Origin of the sequence: Acinetobacter tianfuensis (assembly GCF_003611465.1) — a bacterium.
GTDB classification, from domain to species: Bacteria; Pseudomonadota; Gammaproteobacteria; order Pseudomonadales; family Moraxellaceae; genus Acinetobacter; species Acinetobacter tianfuensis.
Genome location: NZ_RAXV01000003.1, coordinates 84,821 through 111,096, shown reverse-complemented (window position 1 = coordinate 111,096; position 26,276 = coordinate 84,821). Strand labels below are relative to the sequence as shown.

Annotated in this window: 38 protein-coding genes and 1 pseudogene; 22 read left to right on the top strand and 17 right to left on the bottom strand. The window is 40.2% G+C overall.

Features of this window, described 5'->3' with window-relative positions:
• Positions 1 to 15 precede the first annotated feature (15 nt).
• The 5 genes and pseudogenes from D7V32_RS02975 to D7V32_RS17190 form a co-directional block, all read left to right on the top strand.
• A complete protein-coding gene (locus D7V32_RS02975; RefSeq protein ID WP_120401432.1) occupies positions 16 to 1,137 on the top strand; it encodes a phosphotransferase family protein in 1,122 nt (373 codons plus the stop codon).
• A complete protein-coding gene (locus tag D7V32_RS02970) occupies positions 1,134 to 1,832 on the top strand; it encodes a histidine phosphatase family protein (RefSeq protein WP_120401431.1) in 699 nt (232 codons plus the stop codon). Before D7V32_RS02975 ends, D7V32_RS02970 begins: the two co-directional genes overlap by 4 nt.
• Before the next feature lie 25 nt (positions 1,833 to 1,857).
• Complete coding sequence (locus tag D7V32_RS02965; RefSeq protein ID WP_120401430.1) at positions 1,858 to 2,601, top strand: SDR family oxidoreductase; 744 nt, start codon at positions 1,858 to 1,860, stop codon at positions 2,599 to 2,601.
• A gap of 153 nt (positions 2,602 to 2,754) precedes the next feature.
• On the top strand, positions 2,755 to 3,492 hold the full coding sequence (locus D7V32_RS02960) for an SGNH/GDSL hydrolase family protein (RefSeq protein WP_120401442.1): 738 nt from the start codon (positions 2,755 to 2,757) through the stop codon (positions 3,490 to 3,492).
• A pseudogene (locus tag D7V32_RS17190) lies at positions 3,493 to 3,657 on the top strand (hypothetical protein); the annotation flags it as partial.
• A 131-nt stretch (positions 3,658 to 3,788) separates the two neighbouring features.
• Here D7V32_RS17190 and D7V32_RS02955 read toward each other — a convergent pair.
• The 17 genes from D7V32_RS02955 to D7V32_RS02885 all read right to left on the bottom strand — a co-directional run bounded on the left by D7V32_RS02955 (position 3,789) and on the right by D7V32_RS02885 (position 14,124).
• The gene (locus D7V32_RS02955) at positions 3,789 to 4,919 is read right to left on the bottom strand and encodes a phage integrase Arm DNA-binding domain-containing protein (RefSeq protein ID WP_120401429.1); all 1,131 of its coding nucleotides are present in this window, start codon (positions 4,917 to 4,919) and stop codon (positions 3,789 to 3,791) included.
• 4 nt (positions 4,920 to 4,923) lie between these two features.
• Complete coding sequence (locus tag D7V32_RS02950) at positions 4,924 to 5,130, bottom strand: hypothetical protein (RefSeq protein ID WP_120401428.1); 207 nt, start codon at positions 5,128 to 5,130, stop codon at positions 4,924 to 4,926.
• On the bottom strand, positions 5,131 to 5,379 hold the full coding sequence (locus tag D7V32_RS02945; RefSeq protein WP_120401427.1) for a hypothetical protein: 249 nt from the start codon (positions 5,377 to 5,379) through the stop codon (positions 5,131 to 5,133).
• Positions 5,376 to 5,576 carry a hypothetical protein gene (locus tag D7V32_RS02940; protein ID WP_120401426.1) on the bottom strand — a complete coding sequence of 67 codons (201 nt, stop codon included), beginning with the start codon at positions 5,574 to 5,576 and terminating at the stop codon, positions 5,376 to 5,378. Before D7V32_RS02940 ends, D7V32_RS02945 begins: the two co-directional genes overlap by 4 nt.
• The gene (locus tag D7V32_RS02935; RefSeq protein ID WP_120401425.1) at positions 5,569 to 5,979 is read right to left on the bottom strand and encodes a hypothetical protein; all 411 of its coding nucleotides are present in this window, start codon (positions 5,977 to 5,979) and stop codon (positions 5,569 to 5,571) included. Before D7V32_RS02935 ends, D7V32_RS02940 begins: the two co-directional genes overlap by 8 nt.
• Positions 5,976 to 6,152: a hypothetical protein gene (locus D7V32_RS17185; protein WP_171406466.1), complete on the bottom strand. Its 177-nt coding sequence runs from the start codon at positions 6,150 to 6,152 to the stop codon at positions 5,976 to 5,978. Before D7V32_RS17185 ends, D7V32_RS02935 begins: the two co-directional genes overlap by 4 nt.
• On the bottom strand, positions 6,145 to 6,282 hold the full coding sequence (locus D7V32_RS17180; RefSeq protein WP_171407558.1) for a hypothetical protein: 138 nt from the start codon (positions 6,280 to 6,282) through the stop codon (positions 6,145 to 6,147). The genes D7V32_RS17185 and D7V32_RS17180 overlap by 8 nt, the downstream gene beginning before the upstream one ends.
• Positions 6,270 to 7,775, bottom strand: a complete 1,506-nt coding sequence (locus D7V32_RS02930; RefSeq protein ID WP_120401424.1) for a 3'-5' exonuclease — start codon at positions 7,773 to 7,775, stop codon at positions 6,270 to 6,272. Before D7V32_RS02930 ends, D7V32_RS17180 begins: the two co-directional genes overlap by 13 nt.
• 49 nt (positions 7,776 to 7,824) lie before the next feature.
• Positions 7,825 to 8,835 carry a RecT family recombinase gene (locus D7V32_RS17750; protein WP_120401423.1) on the bottom strand — a complete coding sequence of 337 codons (1,011 nt, stop codon included), beginning with the start codon at positions 8,833 to 8,835 and terminating at the stop codon, positions 7,825 to 7,827.
• 11 nt (positions 8,836 to 8,846) lie between these two features.
• Positions 8,847 to 9,827: a YqaJ viral recombinase family nuclease gene (locus D7V32_RS02920; protein WP_120401422.1), complete on the bottom strand. Its 981-nt coding sequence runs from the start codon at positions 9,825 to 9,827 to the stop codon at positions 8,847 to 8,849.
• Positions 9,824 to 10,750, bottom strand: a complete 927-nt coding sequence (locus D7V32_RS02915) for a hypothetical protein (RefSeq protein WP_120401421.1) — start codon at positions 10,748 to 10,750, stop codon at positions 9,824 to 9,826. Before D7V32_RS02915 ends, D7V32_RS02920 begins: the two co-directional genes overlap by 4 nt.
• Positions 10,747 to 11,124: a hypothetical protein gene (locus D7V32_RS02910; protein WP_120401420.1), complete on the bottom strand. Its 378-nt coding sequence runs from the start codon at positions 11,122 to 11,124 to the stop codon at positions 10,747 to 10,749. The genes D7V32_RS02915 and D7V32_RS02910 overlap by 4 nt, the downstream gene beginning before the upstream one ends.
• Positions 11,117 to 11,566, bottom strand: coding sequence for a hypothetical protein (locus D7V32_RS02905; RefSeq protein ID WP_120401419.1), 450 nt, complete (start codon positions 11,564 to 11,566; stop codon positions 11,117 to 11,119). The genes D7V32_RS02910 and D7V32_RS02905 overlap by 8 nt, the downstream gene beginning before the upstream one ends.
• A gap of 96 nt (positions 11,567 to 11,662) precedes the next feature.
• The gene (locus D7V32_RS02900) at positions 11,663 to 12,487 is read right to left on the bottom strand and encodes a DUF2303 family protein (protein WP_120401418.1); all 825 of its coding nucleotides are present in this window, start codon (positions 12,485 to 12,487) and stop codon (positions 11,663 to 11,665) included.
• Positions 12,488 to 12,539: 52 nt separating this feature from the next.
• A complete protein-coding gene (locus D7V32_RS02895) occupies positions 12,540 to 12,869 on the bottom strand; it encodes a hypothetical protein (protein WP_120401417.1) in 330 nt (109 codons plus the stop codon).
• Between the two features lie 157 nt (positions 12,870 to 13,026).
• Positions 13,027 to 13,407, bottom strand: coding sequence for a hypothetical protein (locus tag D7V32_RS02890; protein ID WP_120401416.1), 381 nt, complete (start codon positions 13,405 to 13,407; stop codon positions 13,027 to 13,029).
• A 12-nt stretch (positions 13,408 to 13,419) separates the two neighbouring features.
• The gene (locus tag D7V32_RS02885; protein ID WP_120401415.1) at positions 13,420 to 14,124 is read right to left on the bottom strand and encodes a S24 family peptidase; all 705 of its coding nucleotides are present in this window, start codon (positions 14,122 to 14,124) and stop codon (positions 13,420 to 13,422) included.
• A 98-nt stretch (positions 14,125 to 14,222) separates the two neighbouring features.
• Here D7V32_RS02885 and D7V32_RS02880 point away from each other — a divergent pair, with 98 nt between their 5' ends.
• The 17 genes from D7V32_RS02880 to D7V32_RS02785 all read left to right on the top strand — a co-directional run bounded on the left by D7V32_RS02880 (position 14,223) and on the right by D7V32_RS02785 (position 26,164).
• Positions 14,223 to 14,462: a YdaS family helix-turn-helix protein gene (locus D7V32_RS02880; RefSeq protein ID WP_120401414.1), complete on the top strand. Its 240-nt coding sequence runs from the start codon at positions 14,223 to 14,225 to the stop codon at positions 14,460 to 14,462.
• A 14-nt stretch (positions 14,463 to 14,476) separates the two neighbouring features.
• Positions 14,477 to 14,803, top strand: coding sequence for a hypothetical protein (locus D7V32_RS02875; RefSeq protein ID WP_120401413.1), 327 nt, complete (start codon positions 14,477 to 14,479; stop codon positions 14,801 to 14,803).
• A gap of 2 nt (positions 14,804 to 14,805) precedes the next feature.
• On the top strand, positions 14,806 to 15,225 hold the full coding sequence (locus D7V32_RS17440) for a hypothetical protein (protein ID WP_213072538.1): 420 nt from the start codon (positions 14,806 to 14,808) through the stop codon (positions 15,223 to 15,225).
• Complete coding sequence (locus D7V32_RS02865; protein ID WP_120401412.1) at positions 15,222 to 15,854, top strand: hypothetical protein; 633 nt, start codon at positions 15,222 to 15,224, stop codon at positions 15,852 to 15,854. The genes D7V32_RS17440 and D7V32_RS02865 overlap by 4 nt, the downstream gene beginning before the upstream one ends.
• Positions 15,851 to 16,366, top strand: coding sequence for a hypothetical protein (locus tag D7V32_RS02860; protein ID WP_120401411.1), 516 nt, complete (start codon positions 15,851 to 15,853; stop codon positions 16,364 to 16,366). The genes D7V32_RS02865 and D7V32_RS02860 overlap by 4 nt, the downstream gene beginning before the upstream one ends.
• Before the next feature lie 73 nt (positions 16,367 to 16,439).
• Positions 16,440 to 17,018 carry a hypothetical protein gene (locus D7V32_RS02855; protein WP_120401410.1) on the top strand — a complete coding sequence of 193 codons (579 nt, stop codon included), beginning with the start codon at positions 16,440 to 16,442 and terminating at the stop codon, positions 17,016 to 17,018.
• Positions 17,015 to 17,320 (top strand): hypothetical protein, encoded by a 306-nt coding sequence (locus D7V32_RS02850; RefSeq protein ID WP_120401409.1) that lies wholly within the window; start codon positions 17,015 to 17,017, stop codon positions 17,318 to 17,320. Before D7V32_RS02855 ends, D7V32_RS02850 begins: the two co-directional genes overlap by 4 nt.
• Positions 17,321 to 17,326: 6 nt before the next feature.
• Positions 17,327 to 18,442, top strand: a complete 1,116-nt coding sequence (locus D7V32_RS17435) for a DUF1376 domain-containing protein (RefSeq protein ID WP_213072535.1) — start codon at positions 17,327 to 17,329, stop codon at positions 18,440 to 18,442.
• Complete coding sequence (locus D7V32_RS02830; RefSeq protein ID WP_120401408.1) at positions 18,439 to 19,182, top strand: ATP-binding protein; 744 nt, start codon at positions 18,439 to 18,441, stop codon at positions 19,180 to 19,182. The genes D7V32_RS17435 and D7V32_RS02830 overlap by 4 nt, the downstream gene beginning before the upstream one ends.
• A 178-nt stretch (positions 19,183 to 19,360) precedes the next feature.
• Positions 19,361 to 19,756 (top strand): DUF1064 domain-containing protein, encoded by a 396-nt coding sequence (locus D7V32_RS02820; RefSeq protein WP_120401406.1) that lies wholly within the window; start codon positions 19,361 to 19,363, stop codon positions 19,754 to 19,756.
• Positions 19,757 to 19,779: 23 nt separating this feature from the next.
• Positions 19,780 to 20,238, top strand: a complete 459-nt coding sequence (locus D7V32_RS02815; protein WP_120401405.1) for a hypothetical protein — start codon at positions 19,780 to 19,782, stop codon at positions 20,236 to 20,238.
• Positions 20,235 to 20,621, top strand: a complete 387-nt coding sequence (locus tag D7V32_RS02810) for a hypothetical protein (RefSeq protein ID WP_120401404.1) — start codon at positions 20,235 to 20,237, stop codon at positions 20,619 to 20,621. The genes D7V32_RS02815 and D7V32_RS02810 overlap by 4 nt, the downstream gene beginning before the upstream one ends.
• Positions 20,622 to 20,688: 67 nt before the next feature.
• Positions 20,689 to 21,231, top strand: a complete 543-nt coding sequence (locus tag D7V32_RS02805) for a hypothetical protein (protein ID WP_120401403.1) — start codon at positions 20,689 to 20,691, stop codon at positions 21,229 to 21,231.
• On the top strand, positions 21,224 to 21,898 hold the full coding sequence (locus D7V32_RS02800) for a hypothetical protein (protein ID WP_111883826.1): 675 nt from the start codon (positions 21,224 to 21,226) through the stop codon (positions 21,896 to 21,898). The genes D7V32_RS02805 and D7V32_RS02800 overlap by 8 nt, the downstream gene beginning before the upstream one ends.
• A gap of 101 nt (positions 21,899 to 21,999) precedes the next feature.
• On the top strand, positions 22,000 to 23,664 hold the full coding sequence (locus tag D7V32_RS02795) for a terminase (RefSeq protein WP_120401402.1): 1,665 nt from the start codon (positions 22,000 to 22,002) through the stop codon (positions 23,662 to 23,664).
• 9 nt (positions 23,665 to 23,673) lie between these two features.
• Positions 23,674 to 25,962 (top strand): portal protein, encoded by a 2,289-nt coding sequence (locus tag D7V32_RS02790; protein ID WP_120401401.1) that lies wholly within the window; start codon positions 23,674 to 23,676, stop codon positions 25,960 to 25,962.
• A gap of 7 nt (positions 25,963 to 25,969) precedes the next feature.
• Positions 25,970 to 26,164 carry a hypothetical protein gene (locus tag D7V32_RS02785; protein ID WP_120401400.1) on the top strand — a complete coding sequence of 65 codons (195 nt, stop codon included), beginning with the start codon at positions 25,970 to 25,972 and terminating at the stop codon, positions 26,162 to 26,164.
• Positions 26,165 to 26,276 lie beyond the last annotated feature (112 nt).

Below are 26,276 nucleotides of genomic sequence, written 5' to 3'. Positions count from 1 at the left end.
TTCAGGGAAATAAAAATGTCAGTTATTGATGTTGGCGGTTCAGTTCGCGAGGGTGAAGAACTGGATGTACGGGCAGTGGGAAATTGGCTGATCGAACATGGCGAAGAAATTTCAGGCCCTGTTGAAGTAACGCAATATTCGGGCGGCGCTTCGAACTGGACATACCGTTTAAAATATGAAAATGCTGACCTGATTTTACGCCGTCCGCCTAAAGGTACAAAAGCAAAGTCGGCTCATGATATGGCTCGTGAATTTAATGTGCAGCGCGCGCTGTCAGCGTTTTATCCTGTTCTGCCTGAAATGGTCGCGCTTTGCCAGGATGAATCAGTCATTGGCTGTGATTTCTATGTCATGAAGCGTGTTGAAGGCATAATTCCGCGTGCCAACCTGCCCAAAGAGCTGAATTTTGACGAAGCTCAAGTTCGTGAACTTTGTATCAATGTAATTGACAAACTCATTGAGCTGCATCAAGTACCGTATGAAGGTACAGCTTTAGAAAAAATTGGCAAAGGTGAAGGTTATTGCCAGCGTCAGGTCGAAGGCTGGGATCAGCGCTATGAAAAAGCCAAAACACTGAATGTTCCTTCATTTAAATATGTCCGTCATTGGCTGAAAGAAAACATTCCTGCAGACTCCAAAACCTGTGTGATTCATAATGATTGGCGTTTTGATAACGTAATTTTAGATCCGAACAATCCAACTCAAGTGATTGGCGTTTTGGACTGGGAAATGGCGACCTTAGGTGATCCGCTAATGGATTTAGGCTCTGCTTTAGCTTATTGGGTAGAGGCTGGAGATAATGCTATTTTCAAAGCAACACGCCGTCAGCCGACAAACTTAAAAGGCATGTTCACCCGTAAAGAAGTTGTAGATTACTACTTAGAAAAAACAGGACTGCAAACGGACAACTGGGCTTTTTATGAAGTCTTTGGTATTTTTCGCTTAGCGGTGATTGCGCAGCAGATTTATTACCGTTACTACCACAAGCAAACAGACAATCCTGCATTTAAAGATTTCTGGATTGTGATTCATGCCTTGCATATCCGTGCATTGAAACTTATTGGTATGCAGAAACTTGAAGCCAATGAAATTGCTCAAAAGTACATTGAAAAAATGAAGGATATTTTAGGAAAATGACCACAATTTATTTGATTCGCCATGGGCAGGCTTCGTTTGGCGCAGCCAGCTACGATCAGCTGTCGCCAAATGGTGAGCTTCAAGCAAAAATATTAGGCCAATATTTTGATGAAATATTGAAAGAGGCGCCTTATGTGGTTGCAGGATCTATGCAGCGTCATCAGCAAACTGCATCTTTAGCATTAGCCGCGCGTTTTCCAGAAGCAAATGTACTGACAGACAGTTCATGGAATGAGTTCAATCATCAGCAAGTTTTTGCCCAATATGAACCGCGTTTTAATCAGCTGCATTTGCTGAAAGAAGATGTCGCGCAGCATGAAAATCCGCGTGCGTATTTATCTAAAATTTTTGCCGGTGCAATTGAGCGCTGGACGGGCGGTGAATTTCACCATGAATATGATGAATCGTGGCCGGATTTTAAAAATCGAGTGGAAACGGCATTGCAAAATTTATGCAATGAGCTTGCAGAAACCAAGCCTCGTTATGCTGTTGTTTTTACTTCAGGCGGCGTGATTTCAGTGGCAGCAGGGAAAATACTGGGTCTAAGTCCAGAAAAGACATTTGCTTTAAATTGGGCCATTGCAAATACCAGTATGACGACATTGCGCCTCACGGGAAATGAGCCGCAGCTGCTGAGTTTAAATGAACATCATTTTATAAAAGCCGCAGATCCAAGTTTATTGACTTGGATTTAATTAAAAAAATATTAAGGACTCAATCATGGCTAAAACAGTTTTAATTACGGGTGCAAGTTCGGGCATTGGTGCAGGTATGGCACGCGAATTTGCTCAAAAAGGCTATAATTTGGCGATTTGCGCACGCCGTTTGGAGCGCTTAGAAATGCTGAAACAAGAACTTGAAAGCCAATACGGCGTAAAAGTGATTGCTAAAACATTAGATGTTACGGACTATGACCAAGTTTTTGAGGTTTTCCACGCATTTAAAACTGATTTTGGCAGTATTGACCGTGTCATTGTAAACGCTGGTGTAGGTGAAGGCCGCCGTATTGGTAAAGGCAACTTTACGGTAAACCGTGCAACTGTAGAAACTAACTTTATTTCTGCTTTAGCGCAGTGTGAAGCTGCAGTGGAAATTTTCCGTGCGCAAAACTCGGGCCATTTAGTGGTTATTTCATCTATGAGTGCTATGCGCGGCATGCCAAAACATTTAACCGCATACGGCGCAAGCAAAGCAGGTGTAGCGGCATTAGCTGAAGGGATCCGTGCAGAGTTAATTGATACACCAATTAAAGTGACGACCATTTTCCCAGGTTATATTCGTACAGAAATTAATGAAGGCGCAAAAAAATTGCCGTTTGAGGTGGATGAAAAAACAGGTTCACGTTTATTGGCTGCTGAAATAGAAAAAGCGCCAATTAAAGCCTATGTGCCAAAATGGCCTTGGCTGCCGCTCGGTTTAGCCATGAAAGTTTTGCCTTTGCGTATTGTAAATAAATTAGGCTAATCAAAATGATGAATGGCTGATGTTATAAATTAGATAAAAAAAGCCAAAGCTTAAACAGTTTTGGCTTTTTTTATTTTTCATATTGCAGATGAAAATTTAAGCTGCTTACATTAAGATGAATGCAGTTCCACATGATTGATGATATGTATGTCATTGTTTTTAAAAACGGCGACCTTAGTGCTCGCGCCCGCGGTTATTATTCAAGGCCTTAAAGTTAAAAAAAATACACCGCGCTTAGCAGAACCTGCTGGTTTGCGTTCTGGTCGATTGGGGAGCGGTACGGCTTTATCTGTTTTAATTATTGGTGATTCGGCTGCAGCCGGTGTCGGGGTCGAAAGTCAGTCTGATGCTTTATCTGGAGCATTGGCGAATATTTTACAGCAAGACTTCGAACTTGAGTGGCTGCTGCATGCAAAGACAGGGGATTGCAGTACAAGAATAACTCAACAGGTACAGCAGCTGGAAACACAATCCTTTGATGTTGTAATCACTTCAGTTGGTGTAAACGATGTCACGAAGTTTAAATCTGCTAAAAAATGGATCCAACAGCAAAAGACCTTATATGCACTAATACAAAACAAGTTTAATCCTAAGCTCATTATTGCAGCTGGTGTGCCGCCAATGCAGTTATTTCCAGCCTTACCGAATCCGCTCGCTTGGCTATTTGGTCAATATGCAAAGGCTATGAATCACGAATTGGAGCAATTTGTACAAACCCAGCCCAATATGTATTGGATTAAATATGACCTGCAAAAATTCCAGCAGCTGAATTTGGAAATGGCGCGTGACGGGTTTCATCCAAGTAAAGAAATATATCAATTATGGGCAGAGCAGTTAGCAGAACAGATCCGAACGAGGTTTTTAACTGCAAAATTCAAAGAGCAGAATTAAATGTCGAATCATCCGCAGTATGCACCATGCGATGCTCAAATTGAAACTCATCCTTTAGCGCCATTTCTGCCGAAAAATGGCAAGCTTTTAATGTTAGGCAGTTTTCCGCCGCCAAAAACACGCTGGAAAATGGATTTTTACTATCCGAATTTTCAAAATGAAATTTAAGCGTTATTTCATAAAGTATTGAAATATATACAAAACCACTGCTTTTTCTAGCTAAAAATTATAGGTAAAATTGGTATAATAGAACCATTAGAAAACAATAACTTATGATACCGTTTTGCAGCGCAGCTTTATGTCACATCTGTAAATGGAAGCTTGATTCCAACATCAACATCATTCCAAATAATTTCATGTCCTGATTCATAATGTTCGGTCATATTCTTAGTCGAATGACCTGCAAGTGCTTGTGCTGATTTCCCCATTTTTTTATGTAAAAAAATGGCCAAGGCTCGTATTTCATGAAATGTTGGAATTTGTCGTCCTTTCAAATTAGGGTAGGCATTGGACAGATATACGATGCGGATAAATTCTTCAGATAAATATAATGGTAATATTTGCGTCCAGTGTTCCTTTTTTTTATTGCTGCTTTTGCGCTTTGGATTTTGATGGATAATAAATGGGCTTACAACATTATCTGCTTTACAGCGGTCTAGAACTTTTTGCAGTTCATCATCAATCTTAATCCTGATATATCCAGCCCCCTCTAGTGTCTCAAACTCATCCAGCGCATCATTCGTTGTTTTTTGCTGTGCAACATACAAGAAACCATCTCTGATATCAGTCCAGCGCATATTCACAATATCAGTACGTCTTTGTGTGGTCAGCATAGCTAAATCAATTGCATTTTGCAGCCAAACTGGAGCGTGTTGACGAATGAGTTTTAGGCCTTCAACCGTATGCCTTTTACGCTGCTTTGTTACACTTCTTTTAAGTGTAATTCGAGCGGGGTTGTCAGGGCACAAGCCCTTACTCATAGCCACATCAAAAATATTACAAAGCAAGCTGCGCACATTGACACTCGAGGATGGAGGTAATGAATCCAAATATTGATTGACCATTAAGAGTGTAATTGAATCAATGGGTTTATCCCCCCAATACGTTTTAATTCTATTCAGGTGGATTTTGTACGTATTTAAAGTATTTTCAGCTAAAAGCCGGCCATCCTTTCGCCGTTTATTCATTAAATACTCGTCAGAAAAACTTCCAAACAAGACACCGCCACCCAGAACTTTAGATACCAAATCCACCTCAAAAATCAATATTTCATTTAACTTTCGTGCAGCTTGAAATGCTTTATTCTTATCCGTTCCCATGGAATGAAACTTTCCTGTTACAGGGTGACGGTAACGCCAAGCGTTACCGTCACCCCGATATAAATTAGTGGGAATATCCTTGTTTCCCTTATTGCGTGGTCTAGCCATAGAATTAGCCTCTCAATACTTTATCAACAAGGTCGGCGCCAGTTCGTTTTTGGTATAATTCCCAGTCGATATACCAAAGTTTGCCCTTTTGCTCAGCAGGCAATTCACCACGACGGCAAGAGCGGGTAATAGTTTGAGGTGTAGGAGGGGTTGCATCCTCCTCCCCATACACTCGCCTAATGAATTCTGATACTTTAATCAGACAAGCCATTCAAGACACCTCCTTCAAGCTTGGTAGTGACTCAAGAAAATCAAAAACATTTTCTAGGTTTCCGCCCGGATAAGAAAAATCATCTTCTGATAATTCACCTTTTGATGCTGCTATTAGATCGCGCTTAGTGCCTTCAGTAAGCTCAACGAACCATTCAGTTTCACAATATGCATTACCGCGTTGCATATCAATTTTCATAAATGGTATCCCTTTTTTACTGAGCTGAGATCGGATTTTTCGAGTACTCATGACACCTCCTTCAAACTTTTTCTTACTGCAGCTGGCAAATCATGTTCAGCCACTTTTTCACAAACCAATTTATAAAGAACTTGCACCAATTCTGCTGGCAGATATGCGGGTAAGCCAACATTTGAAATAACACGCGGAGCCAACTCTTCACGGAACTCTTCTAAAAGTTCGATTTCAGCAGGGGGTAGCTTAGTCATTTACTAGATCCCTCATATTAGATCTATACGCGTCACGAACTTGAGCAACATCACTTTCTTCCAAGTAAATTCCAATATTTTCGAAAATCGCATGATCTTCATGATCGTCCAGCCATTTACCTGTAGCAATTCCGTTTGGTTTTTGGGGATTAAACCACCAATAATTAATTGGACTAGAAGGCTCTTCCTGTAATGGAGCTGGCACCTTAATTCCGTTAATCAGAATAAAAGATGGTGTGATTCTAAACTTTGCAATATGGCCATGATGATTTGGCTCACCAAGTAGACAGCCCAGCCTAAAGCCTGTTTTCTTGTCGAAGCTTAACCAGGCATTGTCTTCATAGTCGTAGTACTGAACGCTTTTACCTTCGTTTACAGCAATAACTGCCTGAATTCCGTTCATTGGCCTTGCTCCTGTGCTTCACCACCGCAAATAGCCTCAACAAGTGCTTCACCAACATTGTCAACTAAAGTGCCTGTGCATTGCTCACAATGGAAAATACCTTTTTGCCCTTTTGGATTTTGTCGAGTAAGCAATAAAGCCTTTTCATTCCCACAGTTATTACATTTAATCATGGCCTTGCTCCTGTGCTTCGATTAAAGCTTTTGCTGCAAAACCACCATCTAACTGCTTCACCTCATACCCCAGTTCTTTTAACCAGATTTTGAAGCCTAAGAAGTTTTTCTGTTTTACTACTGGACGCATAAGGCATTTACCTCAGCTTGGGTGTTATATCCGATAGCCTTAAACAGTGGGTTCAATGCAGAAATATCTAACTGCTTTTTAGCTCGAGTAGCAGCAACATATAAAAGTCGAGCTTCATCTTCGGTTAGGATTTTTTCACCTGCTTCAACTGATTCTTTATAGAAAAAGTCACCACCAAGTTTGACTTTGTTAAATTCCAGTCCTTTGGATTTATGAGCTGTGGTTACAATGCAGTCATAATCACTGGAGTTGCTTTTAAGTAATGAGTTGATTAATGCATTTTCACCGACTTTTTCGATAAGACTAACTAAAGGTTTTAAGTCATTACCTGAAACTTCATTTGTGTATTCAATGACTTCTTCCCAATTGCTAAAGCCTTCAAACACACTTCCATCATGGACTTTTATTCCAGACTTAACTTTTTTGGCATCTTCAATATTTTTTAATAAAGAACCTGTATCAACTTCCAAACGTGGTTCACGTCCAATTTTTACCAGCTCAACCATGTTAGAAAGGGCAGCAGCATTGGTGCGATAAATAAATGCATCGGCAATTTCATCGCTAATGTCATTAACGTGGGAATCTATTTGTTCAAAACCTCGTAATGGAATTTCTTCATCCAAAATATTGAACAAAATTTTATTCGCAAGATCAGCAATGTTTTCACCAAAACGGAAAGATTGACTCAAACGTGTTTCAGCAATATCTAGGGATTGCATCGCATTGACAGCACCACGAAACGCATAGATTTGCTGGTGACGATCACCCACATAAATCACCTGAGCACGTTGCTTACTCAAAACATTCAACATAATAGGATCAGCATCTTGTGCTTCATCAAATAAAATAAAGTCAGCATTAATCACTGGATTGCTCAATGCCCAATATTTTAGGTAATGGTCATGTTCGAGACGGTTAATGCCGGCAGGATTTAAAATGTCATTCCAGTAATCATGTGCCTTAGGTAAAAGGATATTTGCCAATTCAGCACGATATGTATCATCCATCCAATCAGGTAAAGCAGCGTAAACTTGTGATAGTTGAATTTCGCTGTAATTAGAACGGCAGAAATAACCGACGGCATTCATCATAGATGTGGCCATACGTTTTGAATTAAATAAACGCTTCTGGTCATCCTCACCACGTTGTTTAACCAATGCCACTGGTACTTGATAATTCTCAAGATCATGGCGAGATGCCAATTGGTTTGACATCAAGCGACGATTTTTTAATTTATTAGTCAGCCAGCGTGGAACAGAGTTATAAGCTAGGCTGTGAAATGTTTTGCACTTAACATTATGGTTAAATTTAGACTGTGCTTCTGTTGCAATAGCCTTGTTAAATGCCAAGTACATTCCATGTTGGTGATGCTTTGCATTACCAATCAGTTTAAGGGTAGAAGTCTTACCAGCACCGGCGTATGCGGTCACTTTACAAGACTGACCATGTAATGCCATATCAATGGCATGTTGTTGTTCAATAGTTGGATTCATGTCTAATCTCACTATTGGTACCCTCATTGGTGAGGGCACCATGCCAAAGTTAAGGTGTCAATTCAGCTGCTTTTCGTTCGTAAATTGAGTTGATATTGTCAATTTGAGAATCAGACAGGTTGGAACTGTTTGGCTCGAAACGTTCACCCATGACAATATTGATTGTTTCAACATCAGCAGCATCCTCAAGATCTACAATTAATTGCAGGTAATATTTCTGCCATCCATAGGCATTTTTAATATCTGTTTGTGCCGGTTCACCTAAATTGGTTGGAAATGTTGCAGCGAGTGCTTTTAATTCCTCCAATGTTTTAGTTTCGGTAATTTGAGCTAAAAGGGCTGATGTATTGAACTCAGGTTCCATATCAATAACAGTTTCTTGAGACTGTTCACGTTCAGCCATCTGAGCTTTTAAACCCGATGCACCTTGATGTTTTTTAACCGTTGATTGAACAGGGGTAATATCAAGTTCTTCACGTTCAATGACTTCATCAGGTGTATAAACACCGAGAATTACATCTGGACAATATAGGCGTGCCCAACGTTTGGTTGCTAAATATGCAATTTGTTGACGTGGATCTGCAGCCCATAATGGTGAATTACGAACAGGTCCTACTTGTGCCATAGAAATATCAATTACACGTGGTGCGTTTTCACCTCGTAATGTTGCAGATACCCGAACACCAATAGTAGGTGATTTATCATCTTTACCATTTACTTTCGACCAATCACCGTACCATTCAAAGTGTAAGCGTTCTTTTACTGGTGCACGTGAGGTAATAACTGCATTTACAAGCTGTGCTTCATAACCTAAAACGTTATTTACCATGTGGGTTTTTTGAGCGACTGCATAAGGATTCATTTGCCATTGAGCAGCTTGCATGATGATGGCCATACAATCGCCAACATTACCTTGCAAATGTTTTGGCACAGTCATACGAGAACCTGCCATGATTTCAGCGGTACGCTCAAAACGAGCCATTACCGTTTCATCCATCATTAAATCAAATGCTGAGAAACCAACTTGATTTGTTTTATGGGTTGCTAGTGCTGTATTCATAATAAAATTCCTTAAACTGATTCTTTAAATTTGTTTGAAATACGGAAAACACGGGTACTTGAGGTTTTGCTGTACTGTTCCGCAATTTTTGGTTGTTCTTTTTTCAACAGCGTACTGTCGATACGAGTAGAGGATTGCTCTTTGTATGTGAATAGGGTTTTGCCTTGGCTAGTCATCATTTCAGCATCTTGCATGGAGGTGGCAAGCTGCAGCTTGATTTCATCTTCACGAGCCTTATCCGATTTTTGACGACACTGAACGGCAATCAGTTCCTCACCTAGTTTGACTTGTTCAAAAGTGGCTTCGACTTGCTTACCCACAACATGCTTGGACCAACGGTGAAGTACATCATCAAAACAAGTGGGGTCGGGAGGTATGTCAGCAATGACATGGTTGAACCAAAATGCTTTAACTTGGCGAAAAATTGAGTCAATCAAGTCTTCATCACGTTCAATGCGATACATGCGGAACTTGTTGCCACCGATCAGCACAGCAAGATCAATGAATTGGCAGCCTGAAATCAGGAGATACCAAAGGCACTGAGTAAGGTAATAGTCTGGGACTTGATCAGAGCCTTCCTCCCCAAACAATTTGCTCATGTATTCGCTGGCAGTTTTACATTCCAGCAACTTGTCAGTAGTTAGTTGTCCATCCTTGAATCGAACATTGCCTGAAATTTCGGGATTAATAACAGCACGATCAATGTTGCCAATAGCCCAAGGGTGATCGGTTAGGCTAAGTTGCTGAGTAACACGCTGAACCTTTACACCTGCACGACGTGAATATTCCTTTGCAACAACATCTTCAAGCAAGTTACCGAAATGAGCAGACTCATTTTGTGATTCTTTACGCTCACTACGACCTGTTTTGTCTAACCATAATTGATATGGTGATTTGTACGGACTAAAACCAAGGATTGCGGCAACGTCTGAACCACCGATACCTTTTTTACGACCTGCAAGAAATTGGTCACGATTAACTTGAGTATTCATGCCTCAACCTCCACAAATTTACCTTTAGTATTTACTTCATACCAAGTATCCGCTTTGATATTTTCGCCTTCATATGCAATAGCAAAGCGCACTTTTCCATTCTCATCTTTATAAGGGATCGCTGCGCAACCACCTTTACCAATGATGAAATTCGAATCAAGTCCAGCGCTGGCGATGATAGAGTTTTCACCAGATGCCGCCAATCGACTCCAATCACCAGATGCCGCCAATCGACTCCAATCACCAGATGCCGCCAATCGACTCTCAGCACCAGATGCCGCCAATTGACTCCGTACACCAGATGCCGCCAATTGACTCCGTACACCAGATGCCGCCAATCGACTCTCAGCACCAGATGCCGCCAATTGACTCCGTACACCAGATGCCGCCAATCGACTCCAATCACCAGATGCCGCCAATTGACTCCGTACACCAGATGCCGCCAATTGACTCCAATCACCAGATGCCGCCAATCGACTCTCAGCACCAGATGCCGCCAATCGACTCTCAGCACCAGATGCCGCCAATCGACTCCAATCACCAGATGCCGCCAATCGACTCCAATCACCAGATGCCGCCAATCGACTCCGTACACCAGATGCCGCCAATCGACTCTCAGCATCTTTAGAAATGGTATTGGTGTCTTTAATTTCCTGTTGCAGTAAAGTTAACAGCTCTAAGCCTTTTTGCGCATAACCTGAAATTTGTGCCGTCTCACCCTGTGTGATTTCCCCAAGCTCTTTAGCATCAAGGTGTGCAAAAGCATTACAGAAAAGCCACTGGTGATAATCTTCTTTATCATCTAGATCACATTGAGTAATTACTGCAGCATAATCAGCACCATTTGGGAATTTTTCAGAAAAATAACTCTCACCATCCGAGCAGGCACCCCAATTTTTTAGGAGTTCTAAATTAATTTTCATGCTCTAAATCCTCTACGTGAATTCATGATTTCCAAACGAATTGAGCCAATACCTACGTCAATAACTAATTCACGAAAATCTTGATTAGAGGTAATGCCAAACTTAAAAGCCCAACCACCACCGAAACGACCAGAACCCTTCACTTTGAGTGGGTTCCAACCCCATTTCTCACCATTGTGGTGACTACTTAAAGGGTCGCGTGTTTTAATGGTTTGCCATGGGAAGCCTTCCAACAACACGTAAACAGTCGATTTGCCAATGTTGATTTCTCGATAGTCTTTTGGAACAACAGGGTATAGTATTCTGTAAACCAGTGCTTGCAGCTCATTACGCTGACCTTTAGATCCGTGCTTAATTGCCATAAGTTCACCCATGAGAACCTCCCAACTTTTGAAGTTTTACAGCAATAGAGTCTTCAAGCGCCTCATTGATTTTTACGATTTCATAACGATCAAGATATGCATTGATTTCGCCATCTTCATCACTGACTAATTCAGGTTCTAAGCGATCAATCTGAATGCCTACAGCATGATTAAAGCCGTTACCATCATCGAAACCTGAATAGTCAAAATTCACTTCGATGTAATACTGGTTATTTGCTGTTAATAAGGTTGCATGACAGTCATGTTGACAGTCGTTGTATGGGCCTAAATCGAGCTCATCCACCTTGTAGATGTTTGATGTCACTGTGATCTGCTGCTGTTCTTCAACAGGTAGCTTGGCTGGTTGATACATTTGCACAGACGCAAAAACTGCTGTCATTGCTACTGCACCAACTAAACCCAACAAAATTGATTTGAAATTTAATGAAACCATGTTCATAATCTCCTTATAGCGATTGCTATACCCCCCCCTAAAGAAGCCCCGTCCTCGATCAAAATTTCGGGGCTTTTTATTGCTTAATTTTTAGTTTTAAGCGGAAAAGGTACCAATACGGACAGGGTTTTCTGGGAGCAAGGCAATCACTTTTTCCTTGAATTCTTGAATAATTTCATTACGCAAGAGTTCTTCTTTAACGATTTGCAATGCAAACGATGGCTCACCATCTGAGCTATTTACTACAAGACGCAAGCGAATAGTTTTGTCATCAAGACCGACATAAGCTGGATCAATGATTTCAAAATAACTTGGTAATTTCCCTGCTGTGCTTGAAGCTTCAACTTTGTCAAAGACTGAGCGAGTTTCTTGCATGTTTGATACTGACGAGTCAGTAGTTGAAGATGCGCCAACTTTCATGTTGCGAACTGCATTAATTGCTTCCGCAATATGGATCGTTTCACCAGTTTCACTTGTTGCAGCGAATACACTTGCCCAATCTTCAAGTAATGTTGCAAAACGCTTTTGATTAAGTTTGTTATCTTTAAGCTGATTGAGCTTTTCCCAAACTACAGTTGGTTCAAGCTGTAATACTGCTTTATGGTCACAATGACCTTGAGCCAATCCAACAACTTTGAAGTTTAAAATTGCCGTTGCTGATACATTTTTGTGGTCAACAAATACAGGGGCATAAACTTTTACTTCAGGAACAGAATTTTCAGACTGCGTATTACCTAAAACATAACTTTTGAAATCTTCAAAAGATGGGGTTTTTAAAACACCACGTGCACGGTTACGACCAGCTTGAAATTGTTCTAAATCATGAACATTGAAATTTTCATGAATGGCAACAAGTTCACCACGAGATAAATCATTTACAGGTAACGCAAGTTCAACGATTTCTTTAGCAGAGTTTTCCATTTTCAGTACCTTATGGATGGTTGGTAAAATTGTTGTAATGAGAAGGGGGTGTTTAAGCGTCTTCAGTGAATAATTGACTTGTATGGTTAGCGAACAAAGTGACATCACCACCAGCATTCAAATGCATTGGAGTTTTTGAGGTAGTGTCCTCTGCACGTTTACCTTTTGCTGTTGGTTCAACAAAAGCGAGTGTGTGTGCAATTTCGACCTGGCTTGAATCACCGATACGAGCAATATCAAGTGTGATTTTGATTTGCCCTTTTTTGTTGTGCTGAACAGCACCTTGAGAAACCATGCTGATAGCTGCACCGAGTTGGTTAGCAAAGGTTCCTGCACCTAAGTCAGCAACAAATTGCTGTGCGTTGGTTGGTTTGGTAGTCATTTTTTACCTCACATTGGGTTGGTTTGTGAGATAAATATGAACCAATAGTTCAACTAAGTCAAGAACCAATAGTTCAATTATTTTTTAATGACAAAAAAACCTGCTCATGGCAGGACTTAGTAAATTAAGATTAGTTAGAAATAATTATTCATAAAGATCAATTCGTCCAGAATCGGTCAGTATTAAAGTCTCTCCTAAGTTGAACGCAAGCTTGTATGATTTGATTGTGTTTAATATATGGATTTTTTTCTTTTCTATCATATATAAGAGGACTTTCAGAAATAGACATATAACTCATGTATGTACTCATAAGTGGAGTGTTTGGATCATTATTTGTTCTGTCTGCTATTTCTCGATAACTTAAACTTACAGCTTGTCTGCTAAAAAAATTGGTTCTGAAATGGTCACATTGAGAAACAAGCATTTCAGCATCTACAAAAGATAATTTCTCACCATTCAATATAAAACATCCATTATCGCATTTTGATGAGCAACCATTTAGAATCAATAAAGATAATAATCCATAAATTATTTTCATGATTTTTTCCTATCAGGATTTCCTAACTCTTTTAGGACGAGAACCACCAAGGGGTCTGAATGCATCAATCACTAAGCCGACCAATTCCATGCCTTCTTCAAACTCAATGATATTAGGTTGGAAATTTGGGTTAAGTGCTTGTAAATATTTGCGTTCGTCACTTTCAATAACTAATTTTTTAAAAGTTGCATCGCTATTATGACGAACTACAATTAAATCTTCCGATAATAGATCGCACACCTGAAAAGCAGGATTAACTAAAATGTAGTCACCTTCCTCATATTGCGGAAAATTACTAATCCCAACCACTTTTAAATAAAAACAACCATCAGGATCATCAGCACTTAAAGGTGGCAACCATTTCATTACATCATTTGGATTTATAGCTTCTACAGATGTCATTGATCCAGCTTGAACCCATGACAAAACAGGGATTAATCTTTGAGTTACTGGAACAACGTTATTATCAAATTCAGCACTAGAGCTTCCAGATAAAAGCCATTCAGCATTAGTTTTTAAAAATTGTGCCAGTACAGGAATTTTTGATGTTTCTGGAATAGCTTCACCATTAAGCCATTTGCCTGCACCTTTGTCTGATACACCGAACTCTTTACTCAATATTCGAGCTCGACCTCGCTTTGAATATCCCTGAGCATCCATTGCTTCATGTAAACGCTGGGAAAATGCCAGTTTTACTTCGTCAGTCTTATTATTCATTGATAAACCTTACTGAACTAATGGTTCAATTATAAATATTGTTGTAAGAACTATCAGTTCCTGTTAAAGTTGAACCAAAAGTTCATTTTGAGGTTTTTATGAAAACCATTAAGACCGCAATAGGTTGTGCAGGTGGTGTCAAGGCTGTTGCTGAAACAGTTAATTTAACGGAACGGGCTATTTACAAATGGATTGTTAAAAACTCATTGCCATATACCGAATACAAGGGCGAGACCAACTACGCACAGAAAATTGCAGAAATGACCAATGGTCAATTCACAAAAGATCAACTTTTAGAGATCGGATTGAGTAAATCTGAAGAAGTTGTTGTTCATTAACAAAAGGAAATCTTATGGAAGCAAAAATAATGTTTGTATTCAGCAAAAAACTGTTGGCACCCATGTCAACACGTGTACCGCTGGAAGTCCAAGAGATCATTGATACTTTGGCTGAAAGCCAAGGTAGTGATCGTGCTAAGTGGTTAAGAGATGCCATAGATAAAAAGATCGAACTGGAGACAGGTCAATCATCATCTGAGCACATAGAAAAATCAAAGAATACAACGTCTACGAGTGTATTCAAGAATGTATGCAGAAATTTGAAAAGTTTTTGGCAGGCATTAAAAAAGCCCGACGTTGCAGGTCGAGCTTCTAGTATTCATCAACATTCAGGTAAATGAACATGAGTAATTTAACAGAACATAAGTGCGCTGGCAAATGTCCAGAATTTAAAGGGGAACAGTGCAATCACTGTTTAGTTTCTGAGGTTGAAATGGGTGTAATGCAGATGGGGAATAAAACTGAGGCAAGCTTTGCGAAAGATGACCTTGTGGTTTACATCGACAGCCTTATGCCCAATGACGTGATGAAAGTTACACAAGTGCAGGAACACAGTGTCTTGTTAGATGGTAACCGTAAATTTGCACTTCAGCATTTGATCCGTCATGCGACACATGCTGAGAAAGTGGCAGATACACGTCATATTGTCACAATTGATGAGCTTGTACGAACCATAGAAGAATGGGGCGACGACAAATACATCGAGAACCACATCTCAGCGCATTGCCAAGTTCATAACCTGGTGCAAGGTGGTGAGTCATGAAAGAGCGTCCGATTCTATTTAGTGCCCCAATGGTCAGCGCAATTTTGGAAGGTCGCAAGACTCAGACTCGTCGTGTATTGAAAGAGCAACCACCATTAACCAATAAAGAAATTATGCCTCTTTATACAATGGAGCCAGAGCCAAAGGTTACTGAAGTTACCATGCATGAGGTTATGGAAAATGAAATGCCTTTCCCTTCGTCAGTCTCACGCCATAAATGCCCATACGGAAAAATAGGTGATCGTCTTTGGGTACGTGAAACATTCCGTTTATTTGATTCAGATGAATGCCCACATTCAGATTTTCCTTGTGGATGTCCAAGTTGGGGAACACCTCTCTATCGAGCATCTCATGATTGCTTAGATGGTGGAAAGTGGACTCCATCAATTCACATGCCACGTTGGGTATCACGTATTTTGCTTGAAATCACCAATGTTCATGTAGAGCAACTTCAAGACATTTCTGAATCAGACTGTTTAAAAGAAGGTGTCGGTTCACCAATCTTACGTGACTGCAAAAAGCCTAAATTTATGCAGTTATGGGAATCAATTAACGGTACTGGCTCATGGAATAAAAACCCATGGGTTTGGGTGGTCGAATTCAAAATCATCCAAGGCGGTGCAGCATGATTGATAACACCTCAATTCTCGCCCTAACTGACATTATCCAATTGCCTGAAGCTGAACGCTTACAGGCAATCAAGGATAAGTTTTCAGCAAAATCACATGATGAATTACTTAATTTACTTGGCAATGTTTTAAATGTTGCTGTGAATTACGCGCAATCATGTGATGAGACGCTGTACCTGCACATGGTCACCAATGGTGGTATGCATCCCTATTCGATTGAAAAACTAATCTCACCTAGTTTTCATGGTGCTTTGAATGGGCTGATCCTAGCGCAAAAAGCACCTAATCAAGATGTTCTATGTGAATCGTGTGCTTATCGCTGCGGTACTTTAGCAAATCATTGTCTTTCTACTCAATCTGACTTGGCTCATGCCTTGGAGTCGGATGCAGTTTTTTATTGTCATAAAGATATTGAAAATTTGCATAGTCCGTCTGTTGCAGATCGCAAACGCATGAAACCATGCAAAGGCTGGGCACAGCATGTGAAGAAACATAAGGGAGTAGCAACATGAAAGAACTCCACAAAACTTTGCTGTTTATTTTCATGCTCTTTGGGGCTGCCTTAATTCGATTAGGGGGTGTGGCGTGATTAAGAAACGCAATAAAAAATACAACCCCAATAAACCTGCTTTAAATCCTGTACGCAAGTTTCAGCTTATTGGTGAAGCGATTGAAGAAAATCGCATTCTCGACCTTTGGCAATTAACAAATGGGAAATCTGAGGATCAAGCGCCTGAGTTAGCCCATTTGCTAACTTTGACCAAGGGTACGCTTGTGATTGCCATGCGTAAGGATTTAATCGACAAGGAACAAAGCTTCCATATCAGTTGTGACATATACGCAGATCATCCAGATGGCCGATCTATACAGCTCGATTTTGAAATAGCTGTACCTGAACGCATGACATATGGGCAGTTTTTGAATGGTTGTGAAGAAGATCAAGAGCCGATTTACATCGTTGAATGTGGTGTCAAAAATCGCTGGAAAGGTGCCAACAAGTTAATGGATGAATATTTCCATGAAGTTGCGGGACCAGGATTCAAAATTGTAAAGCAGCCATACATTGTGACTTGCTTTTCTGCATTCAAGAACATGGCATGTCAGCGCGAATTTAAAGCCGTGCAGATCTCTCTTACTGGTAATGGGTTAGGAGTGGCAGCATGATTATCGGAGTTGCTGTTAAAGCAGGTGAGCTTATGGTGGCTCTACCAAAACCTAATCGCCATGCAGATTGTATCAATATTATTTTGTCACTTGGTTTGGTACCAGATATTCAAAACCAATGGGGTAAATCATTACACCAAGGTTTTTATTGTGAAAATGGGAAGTTCTATACACGTCCACAAGCATTTTTACATGCGGTTGAATGTGGTCAGTTGGAATTTTGTGCAAATCAACTTGAACTGATAGCCCTTGGTGAGATGAAGTTTTCTCGCCTTGGGGTATGCAGCGAAGATTTGTGGTGAGGTGGTATGAGTAATCAAGAAGTTGATATTTGGATGCCGTTTTATATAGCGGATTATCTTGCGGACACCACACGGCTTAATACAGAACAGCATGGTGCATACATGCTGCTCATTATGGATTATTGGCGCAATGGTGCACCACCTGATGATGATAGCGTGTTGGCCAACATTACCAAATTAACGCCAAGTGTTTGGAGGAAGCATCGTGCCGCATTATCAAAATTATTTAATATCGTTGAAGGTGAATGGGTACATAAACGTATTGAACGTGAAATCAACAATGCAACTGAAAACAAGTCTAAGAAAAGCGTAGCAGGGCGGAAAGGTGCTGCTAATAAGTGGGGTAATGAATCTGGTGAAGAAAATAAATTAAAACGTTCAGAACGTTTAGCGGCTGCACGAGCAAAAGCTTCACACACTCAACAAGAGTGGCTTTCATTGGTCCATGTGTGTGGTAACCAGTGCATGAAATGTGGTGCAACTGATAATTTAGTTAAGGATCACATTACGCCTATATATCAAGGTGGTTCAGACGGTGTTGAGAATTTACAACCACTATGTCGTTCTTGTAATGCATCTAAAGGAGCGGATACCAGTGATCTACGCCCACAAAATTGGCTAGCAAACTTACAAGGAATGATTGGCGATTCACTACCAGAACGCCTAGCAAAACGCCTAGCAAATGACTATCAAACGCCTAACCCTTCATCGTCACCTTCATCTATTAATAATATCTCTATAACGCACGAGCAAAATTTGCACGATGAAAATTCGAAAGGCGATGATCGTTTTTTATTTGATTTAGACACTGTGAATACACGAATCAAGCTCCGTGGACTCAAAGAAATTACGCAAGAGGATTTGAGTAGGCTTCAGCAAGATCTACAGGACGAGTATGGCCATAGAAACCAGATGGTTAAAAACCAAGTTCTTGGAAAACTTGTTCAATGGGTTGAACGACGACAGCAAACACCATTGACACCACCTGAAAAACCCAACGTTAAAACAAAACAGAGCACTACTCGATCAACAGGGTTGAACGTCAATGATGCCTGGAAAGATCAACCCATGAACGACCAGCCATTTTACGGCACAGTCGAATTACCTGAGGGCATGGAATGAACGCACATTTTCAACTGAATGGTTTTGTTAAATCGAATGAAGTTTGTAGCTTGCACAAAACTCAAAAAATCTTAGCTGGTGGCAACTTGATTTGTCCTATGTGTGCAAATGAATTTCTAGCAGCTGAAAAATCAAAACAACAGGCTGAGACAAATAAAGCGGTTTTTGAAAAGCATATTGCAGGTGCAATGCTTCCAGATCGTCATGCATATTCAGCATTTTCAAATTATCAAACTCGTACACAGGGTCAAGCCAATACATTGAATCAATGCGCGAACTACGCACAACGTATTTCTGAAAAACAATGTTCTAACTTCATTATGGTTGGCTCTACAGGGACAGGTAAGACACATCTTGCATGTGCAACTGCAAAAAATCTTTTGAAAAAAGGGCTTAAAGCTCGTTACATCACAAGCGAAGAAATTGCACAACGAATTATGAATGCTTGGGATAGAGATTCAAAAGATCAATCCGAAGAAGCCGTAATTTATGAATTTGCTCAATATGATTTATTGATTATTGACGAATATGGATTACATGATCGTGAAAAACGTACAGAGCTTGTGCATAAGGTTTTAACCAAGCGATACGACAGTAAAAAACCAACCATGTTGATTTCAAATTTCACATTAAAAAAATTAAAAGACGATTTAGGGGATCGGTTGTGGTCACGTTTCCAGCACGATGGTTTAACCGTAGTGGAGTGCAATTGGAATGATGCTAGGGTGATCAACCAATGAAGCGAAAAATGAAACAGAGATCCATACAACAACACAGACAGCAACGAAACATTCAAGCGATGCTCAATAAGAAACATTGTCCACATGGATTTGACATTGCATGTTTAATTTGTGGTTTTGGCGAACAGAATAACAAACGTGTTTATCACAGTTGGAGTAAGAAAACAGGGGAACTTGCATGACAAATTGTCTATCACAATCTCAAATCAAAAGACTTGTTCATCAACGTGACAACAAGCCTAAACAGCCAAAGTATGGGAATCGTAAAGTTGTCGTTGATGGTGAAAAAGTTGCTGATTCACAGCATGAATATCGTCGTTTAAATGATTTAAAGGTCTTACAGCGTGCAGGTGAGATCAATGATTTACAGACCCAGGTTCGATACAACCTGATACCGGCACAGAAAATTTGTGGTGTGAAGGTGCGTGGCACAGATTACATAGCAGACTTTGTTTATTGGACCAAAGATGATCAGTTCATCTGTGAAGATGCCAAAGGCCACAAGACTGCAGATTACATCATCAAGCGTAAGCTGATGAAGCTAATTCACAATATTGACGTAGTTGAAGTTTAAGAGCGATTTAGGGGAGTATGACAATGAAGTCTAACGCTGAAACAATCCTTGAAGCCATTGAGGATTTACATAATCAAGAGCAGATTGTTACCAGAGAAACTTTGTCACAATTGACAGGTTTAAAACTATCAATTGTTGACGATCGTTTAAGGTGCCTTGTCGATAGCGGTCAGATTATCCGTGTTCAGCGTGGAGTGTTCATTCCAGCTCCAAAGCATCGTCAAGCAAGATTGATGTCTAAAATGGTACTACCGGATGGGACTGTGAAAATTGAAATTGGGGATGATGAGATCTTAACGCTCACCCCACGTGAAGCCCGTCATCTCGGAAATTTGATGGTTGCTGAAGCAATGCAATATGCAAATATTGAAATGGGCCATCACATGGCAATACTTCAGAGTGAAGTAACGAGTCAGGTTCGGAAGCTTAATAGACAAGTTAGTGATTTACTGGATGTAGGTAAGCAAGGTGAGTTGTTATGAATCTGATTGGTAAAAAAGTTGTATCTATATTTGATTCAAAAGATACAGGTCTTTGGGTGGTTGAACGTCAATGGCCAAGCGAATTTAAAACGGATGAAATTGATGTAGAAGTTCGACGTTATAGCACAAGAACTACTACATGGTTTTATGGTTATAGGCGCAATTTTAGAGAAGCAACAGAAGAAGAAATTCAACATGAAGGTCGTTTTGATGGTTCGTGCCCACATAAGTTCATTACCTATGATCGACTTGTGATTATAAAAAATATTCCACCTAAACTACAAAAATACAGTGACGCTGATTCATGGGTGGTTGATTGCTGTGAATGGTGCGGATTAAAACAAAAAAATGGAAATATATTAGAAAAACCAATTCGCTGGTAACCCCCTCTAAGGTTAGACCTCCCCACATATATACATGATCATTAAACCAATATGAGGTTTGGTGATCATGGCTGAAAAATCTAAAGAAAATATTAAATCTGTGGTTTTAGAGGAATTAACCAAAATCATAGATCAAAATGAAATTCCACATGGTGTTGAATACGATTTAATTCAACAGTTCAAGGAATCTACTGAGTGTGGGTATTTTGATGAAAGAATACCGCACACAGAAGCTTGTATTTGTCTATATGAGCAATCTTTTAAATATGGTCGTGCAGATATTGTTATTTACCACGTAGATGGTAGTGCCAGTGTAATTGAAGTTAAAGATGGAACTAAAGGTTACACACATACTGTATCTGGTATTGGTCAAGCAACTTTATATGCAACTCAATTGGCTATGTCGAAGGGTGCTGTCAATAAAGTCCGTCGTTGCCTAATGTGGTCATCTACAGGTGATATTCAGTTGGATGTATTAATTGAGATTGCTTGCGAGAAAGCAGGTGTCATTGCATTACCTACTGCTTCAATGAAAAAAATCATGGCATGTAGAACAGCACATATCAATGCTGCCAAGCGTATTAAAAGCGAGGTAGCAATCAATGACTGAAAAAAGACAGAAAATTGACTATGACCGCATTGAACGTGGTTGGAGAGCGGGAATTCTTAGTCCACGTCAATTAGCTGCTGCGTATGAGGAAGAAACAGGTCAGAAGGTTTCTCATGCTGCAATTATTAAACATTTTACAAAACTTGGAATACCAAGGAACTTGGCAGAAAAGATTAAAGCCAAGTCTGATGCAATGGTTACGCAAGCAATGGTTACGGAACAGGTTACACCCGTAACCATTAAACGTGACCAAGAAATTATCGAAGATGCAGCAACTCAATTGACCTATGTTCGATTGAATCAACGTAAGGATATTCAACGTTCACGCAAGATTGCTATGAGCCTATTTGATGAGCTCGAAATGATGGTCGGTCAAGAGAATGTCAAATTGCTGGAAATGTTGGGTGAGCTCATGTGGTCACCTGATGATAAAGGCAATGACAAAGTAAATGACCTTTACATGAAGATTATCTCAATGCCTGGTCGTGTGAAGTCTATGAAAGATTTAAGCGACACACTCAAAACATTGATTGCTTTAGAACGTCAAGCGTTTGGACTTGATGATGAGAACAATAAACCTGTCGATGCACTGACTGCATTACTTGAACGAGTGAGCACTGGAAATAGTTCTGCATTTAAACCAATTGCTGATGATCCTGAATATTAGTGCATGTACGTGAATGGAACGATTAATCACCCACACCAAAACAATTTCATTCACGTACACGCTTCAAAAATGCACCAATGTTGTGCAAAATGGAGTAAAAATTGATTTATAACACTAACTTACAGCCACTACCGACAAATGCCGAGGAGCTTGAACGCTGCTTGGCAGACCCTGTTTGGCGTATTTTTAGTGGCTGTTTATATAAGATTAAAATTAAAGGTGATGACTTTGTAAATGAATTGGGACAAATGGAAGAAGCCCCAACATTTGAATTACCTTTTAAACCGAATGATGCACAGGTTAAATTTTTAGATCGCCTTTGGTACCGTAATATTATCTTAAAAGCACGTCAGTTAGGTTTCACCACATTGATTTGTATATTGTGGCTTGATCATGCTTTATTTAATGCCAATCAACACTGTGGGATTATTGCGCAGAACTTAGAAACCGTTGGGGATATATTCAGCGATAAGGTCAAGTTTGCGTACGATAACTTACCACCAGAAATTATGGAACGTTTTCCTCTCAAAACTAATAACGGTACCGAGATGGAATTTGCACATAATGGTTCTAAAATTTCTGTTGCTACATCATTCCGTGGTGGTACGTTGCACCGCTTACATATTTCTGAATATGGCAAGATTTGTGCTCAATCACCTGGTAAAGCGAAAGAGGTTCGTACAGGTTCATTACCAGCGGTACCAATAAATGGCGTATTGGTCATTGAATCCACTGCTGAAGGTCGTGGTGGTGACTTCTTTGATAAGGTTCAGATTGCTCAAAAGAACTTTGCATCCCGTAAAAAGCTTACACCTAAAGACTATCGTTTCCATTTTTATGCTTGGTGGCAAGAACCTAAGTATCGTATTGATTCATCTAACGTGGTTATTTCTAAGAAAGATCACAATATTTTTGATCGGACAGAGATAATTGTCAGTGAAAAAATGGGTATCAAGATGCGCATTGATCCTGATCAACGTGCTTGGTATGTATCCCAACGTGACAATGACCTGTCAGGTGATCAGGCTTTAATGTGGCAAGAGTTCCCATCATTCCCAGATGAAGCATTTCAGGTATCAACAGAAGGCAATTACTATGCTGATGACATGCTTGAATTGCGTAAACGTGGCGGTATTGCTGATATAGAGCCTTTGGATGTGCCGACATGCACTTATTGGGATTTAGGTAATAGTGATGGATGTGCAATTTGGTTCCATCAAATGATGAATCAACAAGACCGTTTCATTGATTATGAAGAAGCACATGGCCAAGATTTAAGATATTACGCAAAACTCATCAAAGATAAGCCTTACCTTTATCATATTCATTATTTACCACATGACGCAGCACACCAACGGCTTGGCGACTATAACAAATCAAATTTAGAGTCATTAGAAGAATTATTACCTGGACATAAGTTTATTGTCATACCTCGAATTACTGTGTTGATGGATGGTATTCGTATGACTAGGCGATATTTAAAAAATGCTTGGTTTGATGAAGGTCGATGCAAATTGGGTATCGAACGCATTGAAGGCTATAAGAAAAAGTTTAACCAACAAGCCAATATGTTTATTGATCAGCCTGATAAATCCAATGGTTGCTCAGAAGGTGCAGATGCACTTAGACAATGGGCACAGGCTAAAGATGCAGGTTTGCTTGGTGATTACGTCTATACGGCTAGTCTTACTGGTATGAATCAAGGTACAACACATCAAAATACACATGGTTATGTCGAAGCACCTCCGACAGATTGGCGTTTATAAGGAAAAGCTATGTTTACTCAAGAAGATACAGCTACAAGTGAGCAGATTAGCGATGATGATACGCTCAGTCTGGAAGAATTAACGGAGATTATGCATGAAATTGAGGAACAACCTCATTGGCGTCACATCGCAGATAAAGAGATGGACTATGCAGATGGCAATCAATTAGATACAGATTTGCTTAACCGTATGCAACAGATCGGTATTCCACCTGCAGTAGAGGACAGAATTAGCCCAGCTTTATTGTCGATTATGGGTTATGAGCTACAGACTCGTACTGATTGGCGTGTAAAAGCCAATGGTGAAACTGGCGGTGATGATGTTGCCGATGCCTTGAACTACAAATTAAATCAAGCTGAACGTTTATCTAAAGCTGATAAAGCATGTAGTGATGCTTTTCGTCCTCAAATTTCATGTGGTTTAGGATGGGTTGAGGTAAAGCGTGAGCAAGACCCATTTAAATATCCTTATCGTTGTGTTGTAGTTCATCGTAATGAGATTCATTGGGATATGAAGTCTACAGAACCAGACTTATCTGATGCACGCTGGTTACGCCGTACACGCTGGGTTCATCCTAAACGATTGATGAGTGCTTTCCCTGAACACAAGGAGCTAATCCAAACAGTTGGTCGTTATGGTGGTTCATGGTGGCAGCAACCTGATGTGCTGGATGGTGGAGCAAGTACAGGCTTACAAAACGCTTGGCTTGATGCACGTTCATGGACGATAAGTGAAAACTACTGGTATAACCCGACATCTAAAGAGATAAACGTTACTGAAGTTTGGTACCGTCGTTGGGTGCATGTACCAGTTTTAAAGTTCAGTGATGGTCGTATCGTTGAGTATGATGCCAATAATATGGCTCATGACTTAGCAATTTATCAAGGTGTTGCACGTGTAGAGCAGGCTACCATATCAAAGTTGCGTCGTTCATATTGGCTTGGACCACACCTTTTACATGATAGTCCTTCGCCATATTCACACCATTATTTCCCTTATGTACCTTTTTTTGGGTTCCGTGAAGATAATACTGGCATACCGTATGGCTTTGTTCGTGGCATGAAGTACAGCCAGGATAGTATCAATTCAGGTATTTCTAAACTGCGTTGGGGCATGAGTGTTACACGTGTTGAGCGTACCAAAGGTGCAGTGGCGATGACAGACGAACAATTACGTCGTCAAGTTGCACGTCCTGATGCTGATATTGTATTGGATGCAGCACACATGGCTAGACCTGGTGCAAGATTCGATGTTAAACGTGACTATGAATTATCACAGCAACATTTCCAACTGATCAGTGATAATCGTGCTGCTATTGAGCAAGTAAGCAATATTACTTCTGGGTTCCAAGGTAAAAAAGGTAATGCTACTTCTGGAAAACAAGAACAGTTACAGATCGAGCAGTCAAACCAGACCTTAATGAAGATGATGGATAATTTCCGTGAGGGACGTACCCTCATGGGAGAAATGCTACTATCAATGATCGTTGAGGATATGGGTACTCAGCAACAGACTATCATTATTGAAGGTGATGCAGTACGTGAGGATCGTACAGTTGTTATCAATAAACCCGAGGTTGATGAACATGGTTATCCTTATGTTAGTAATGATGTTCAACGTACACGCTTGAAAGTTGTACTTGATGATGTTCCAAGTACCAGCACTTTCCGAGAACAACAACTTAATGCCTTGTCTGAGATTGTTAAATCCTTACCTCAAGAAGTTCAAGTTGCAGTATTGCCTTATGTGATGGCCTTGACTGACATTCCATTCAAGAAAGATATTATTGAATCTATTCGTCAAGCTACACAGGCACCGACACCAGAACAAGTGGAACAACAAATTAAAGAAGCTGTTGATAAAGCACTTGCCGATGCTGGTATTGATCTAAAACGTCGAGAGCTTGAACTTAAAGAGCGTAAAGCAGTAAGTGAAATTAAGGAAATAGACGCACGTTCAGTACAAATTGGTGTGCAAGCTGCATATTCAGCAATGCAAGGAGGTTCACAGGTAGCAATGATGCCGCAGATCGCACCTATTGCTGACGAGATTATGAAAGGTGCAGGTTATCAACGTCCTGATCCTATGGGTGATGACCCTAATTTCCCAACAGCAGAGCAGACTGCAGCACGCAATATTCGTAGTCCGTACATTGAGGGTGAAGGAGCACAGGTTGGCAGTGAGCAATTGCCAATGGTTCAACAGAATACCAGCCCGATGAACCCACCAGTACCACAGCAAGGTTCAACAGGAATGCAGGGTATAGAAACAGCTCGAACTACCGATAACTTAGGGTGAAAATATTATGAGCAGAACAGTCAAGGGTGGCAAGCCTATAAATTGTGACTATGAATATTGGTCTAAGCGTTTAGGTAATAAAGGCGGAGGTCGAGGAATAGGGCGTTTAACTAAAAAAGAAACATTATCTCGTGAACGAATGAGGCAAAAAATTGAACTAAAAAATGAGCTAAATGCAATACCCCTTGTAAGGCAAGAGTAATTTTTATTGTTCACAGATACTAAGGCAGTCGAATTGGCTGTCTTTTTTATTGGAATTTATTATGACTGCTCAAATTACTTTACAACTTGATCCAACCACTGACACTACTGGT